This window comes from Methylibium sp. (genome assembly GCF_013817365.1).
Lineage (GTDB): Bacteria > Pseudomonadota > Gammaproteobacteria > Burkholderiales > Burkholderiaceae_C > Methylibium.
The window spans coordinates 1-2,896 of record NZ_JACDCU010000489.1 but is presented as its reverse complement, the minus strand read 5'-3'; the positions used below and the strand labels follow the sequence as shown (position 1 = coordinate 2,896).

General features: G+C 68.6%; 4 protein-coding genes. 1 reads left to right on the top strand and 3 read right to left on the bottom strand.

From position 1 onward, the window contains the following. Window positions 1-78: 78 nt before the first annotated feature. On the bottom strand, window positions 79-567 hold the full coding sequence (locus H0W38_RS20260; protein ID WP_292457562.1) for an arsenate reductase ArsC: 489 nt from the start codon (window positions 565-567) through the stop codon (window positions 79-81). Window positions 568-586: 19 nt separating this feature from the next. Continuing rightward, window positions 587-910 (bottom strand): helix-turn-helix domain-containing protein, encoded by a 324-nt coding sequence (locus tag H0W38_RS20255; RefSeq protein WP_292457559.1) that lies wholly within the window; start codon window positions 908-910, stop codon window positions 587-589. Between the two features lie 171 nt (window positions 911-1,081). Between H0W38_RS20255 and arsH the strand changes: the two genes are divergently transcribed. Further along, the gene (gene arsH / locus H0W38_RS20250) at window positions 1,082-1,816 is read left to right on the top strand and encodes an arsenical resistance protein ArsH (protein WP_292457563.1); all 735 of its coding nucleotides are present in this window, start codon (window positions 1,082-1,084) and stop codon (window positions 1,814-1,816) included. 65 nt (window positions 1,817-1,881) lie between these two features. On the opposite strand, the gene H0W38_RS20245 is transcribed toward arsH, so the two are convergent. After that, window positions 1,882-2,896 (bottom strand): DUF748 domain-containing protein (locus H0W38_RS20245; RefSeq protein ID WP_292457557.1); only part of this gene is annotated, 1,015 nt, incomplete at its 5' end.

Genomic DNA, 2,896 nt, shown 5'->3' with positions numbered 1-2,896 from the left:
GTGCAGCGCCGCTGCGCCCGCCCACGGCTTTGCTCACTCCGAACGCGCGCACGGCAATCCGGAGTTCATGTTGGAGCTTCAGCGCGTGCCGATCTCGCGCACCTCGCGCCGGATCGCCATGGTGTCGAGCTTGTCCAGCGGCAGTGCCAACATCAGCTCGATGCGCCGCTTGAGCGTGACGGCGGTGTCCATGAAGACCTTCGCTTTCTCGGCGTCGCTGCCCTCGAAGGCCGCCGGATCGCGCACGCCCCAGTGCGCCGTCACCGGCTGGCCCGGCCATACCGGGCAGACCTCGCCGGCCGCGTTGTCGCAGACGGTGAAGACGAAGTCGAGCGCAGGTGCTTCGGGGCCGGCGAACTCTTCCCAGCTCTTGCTGCGGTAGCCCTCGGTGGGCAGGCGCAGGTCGCGCAAGGTCGAAAGGGCGAAGGGGTTGACCGTGCCGCTGGGCCGGCTGCCGGCCGAGTGGGCAACGAAGACGCCAGCGTGGTTCATCAGGCCCTCGGCCAGGATCGAACGCGCCGAGTTGCCGGTGCAGACGAACAGCACCTGATACGTCTTCTCGCTCATCGCGACTCCTTGGGGTTGTTCAGCAGTTCGTGCAACCCGCGTCCTCGACCTCGCAGGGCTGGCCCTCACAGCAATGCGCCGTGAGGTAGCCGAGCAGGGCGTTCATGCGCCCGAAGGCCGCGCGGTAGATCAGGTGACGGCCGTCGCGCTCCTGCGAAATCAGGCCGGCGTGCGTGAGTTCCTTGAGGTGAAAGGACAGCGTGGTGGCCGCCACGTCCAGTTCTTCGGACATCGCCCCGGGCGTGAGCCCGTCGGGGCCCGCGACCACCAGCGAGCGGAACACCCGCAAGCGCGAAGGCTGTGCAAGTGCGGCCAAGGACTTGACAACATCGTGTTCTTCCATGTTTCGATAATATTGGAAGCATTGGATACCGGCAAGAGCCGATAGTCACTTCCCACCGAAAGTGCCGGGCCTATGCTTGGCGCCGACCTCCTTCAAGACCGAGTCCCCGAGATCCCCGACGTGCCCACTTCTCACCCGCCCCTCAGTCTGGCCGTGACCGCTGAATCGCCCTTGCCCGAAGCCGCGAACCCGAACCTCGGCGAGCTTCCTCAACTCGCCGAGGAGTGCTTCGATGCGCCGTCGAACGAGCGGTTCGCCGCTGCCGCCAGCTCGACCCACGCGCCGCGCTTCCTGCTGCTCTACGGCTCGCTGCGCGAGCGTTCCTACAGCCGCCTGCTCACCTTCGAGGCCGCCCGGCTGTTGCGGGCGATGAGCGGCGAGACGCGCATCTTCGATCCCGCCGGCCTGCCGCTGCCCGACGCCGCGCCTGACAGCCACCCCAAGGTGCAGGAGCTGCGCGAAGCTGCACTCTGGGCCGAAGGCATGGTCTGGTGCTCACCGGAGCGGCACGGCGCCATGACCGGCATCCTGAAAGCGCAGATCGACTGGATCCCGCTGGCGCTCGGCGCGGTGCGCCCGACCCAGGGCAAGACGCTCGCGGTGATGGAGGTCTCGGGCGGCTCGCAGTCCTTCAACGCCGTCAACCAGATGCGCGTGCTCGGCCGCTGGATGCGCATGATCACCATCCCCAACCAGTCCTCGGTCGCCAAGGCCTTCCTCGAGTTCGACGAGGCCGGGCGCATGAAGCCCTCGGCCTACTACGAGCGCGTGGTCGACGTGATGGAGGAACTGGTCAAGTTCACGCTGCTCACGCGCGACGTCAGCCCGTACCTGGTCGATCGGTACAGCGAACGCAAGGAAAGCGCCGACGAACTGTCCAGGCGTGTGAATCAACGAGCCATCTGAGCGCTTTCATGGAACGAGACGGGCCTCGTCGGCAGCGCTGCTGCCGCAGAGCGATGCGTCCGGCGTCACCGCAACGCTGCACCGCTGTCCGTGTTTGCTGAGCTTGTTGGCGGCGCCACTGCGTCGAGTGTCAGCCTCGTGCTGACGGTGCGGCCCTGCGCCTCTTCCACGGACCGGATCGGCCCGATCGTCACCCGATCGGCCGGCGCGCCGGCCGTGCCGATCAGGTAGTCGCGTATCGCGTCGGCACGTCGCGCCGCGAGCCGTTGCACGGCTGCGTCGGGCAGGGGAAAGCTCTGGGCGATGCGCTCGAACATGGCGCGGTACAACTCATCGGGCTGCGCACCGCCCGGGCGGCCGGTGCTCGGCTCCGCTGCGCTGGCTGCAGCCGCTGGCTGGGGCGGCGCGGCACGCAGGTCGCGCAGCGCCTGTTCGCCGGCGTGTTCGACCAGCAGCTTTTCGAGTGCGCGCTGCGTGCGTTCGCTTCCGAACGCGATCAGCCCCAGCGATTCGCCTGCGGCCGGTTCGTCGCCGAGCACGCGTGCCAACTCGCGGCGTGCCGCCCGTCGGCGCAGCGCCTGCGTGTCGCGCTCGGCGGCATACGTGCCGTTCACGGCGAGCTGCAGCCGGGGTCGCTCCGCGAGGGCGCGCCCCACTTCTTCGAGCTTTTCGCGCTGCGGCGGCGCCAGCGCGTCGCTGCCGACCCGGAACTCGATCTCGGCGAGCTGCTCGTCGCCGTCCTTGCCGTCGAACAGCCGGCCGAGGGCGCGAAACGGCGCCGTGACCACGCGCTTGAGCAGACTGCCGAGCGCCTCGCGCACCAGCGTGCCGATGTCGAATTCGGGGTCGCCGACATTGCCACGCACGGGCACCGCCACGTCGATGCGGCCCTGCGCGTCGGTGAGCAGCGCCACGGCCAGATCGAGCGGCACGTCGAGCGCGTTGGGCGCTGCAACGCGTTCTCCGAGCCGGAAGTCGTCGAGCCGGATCTTGTTCTCACCGAGCAGCTGGCCGTTCTCGATGCGGTATTCGAGATCGAGCCAGAGCTTGCCTTCGGCCACCTTGCGCCCCGCGAAGGTG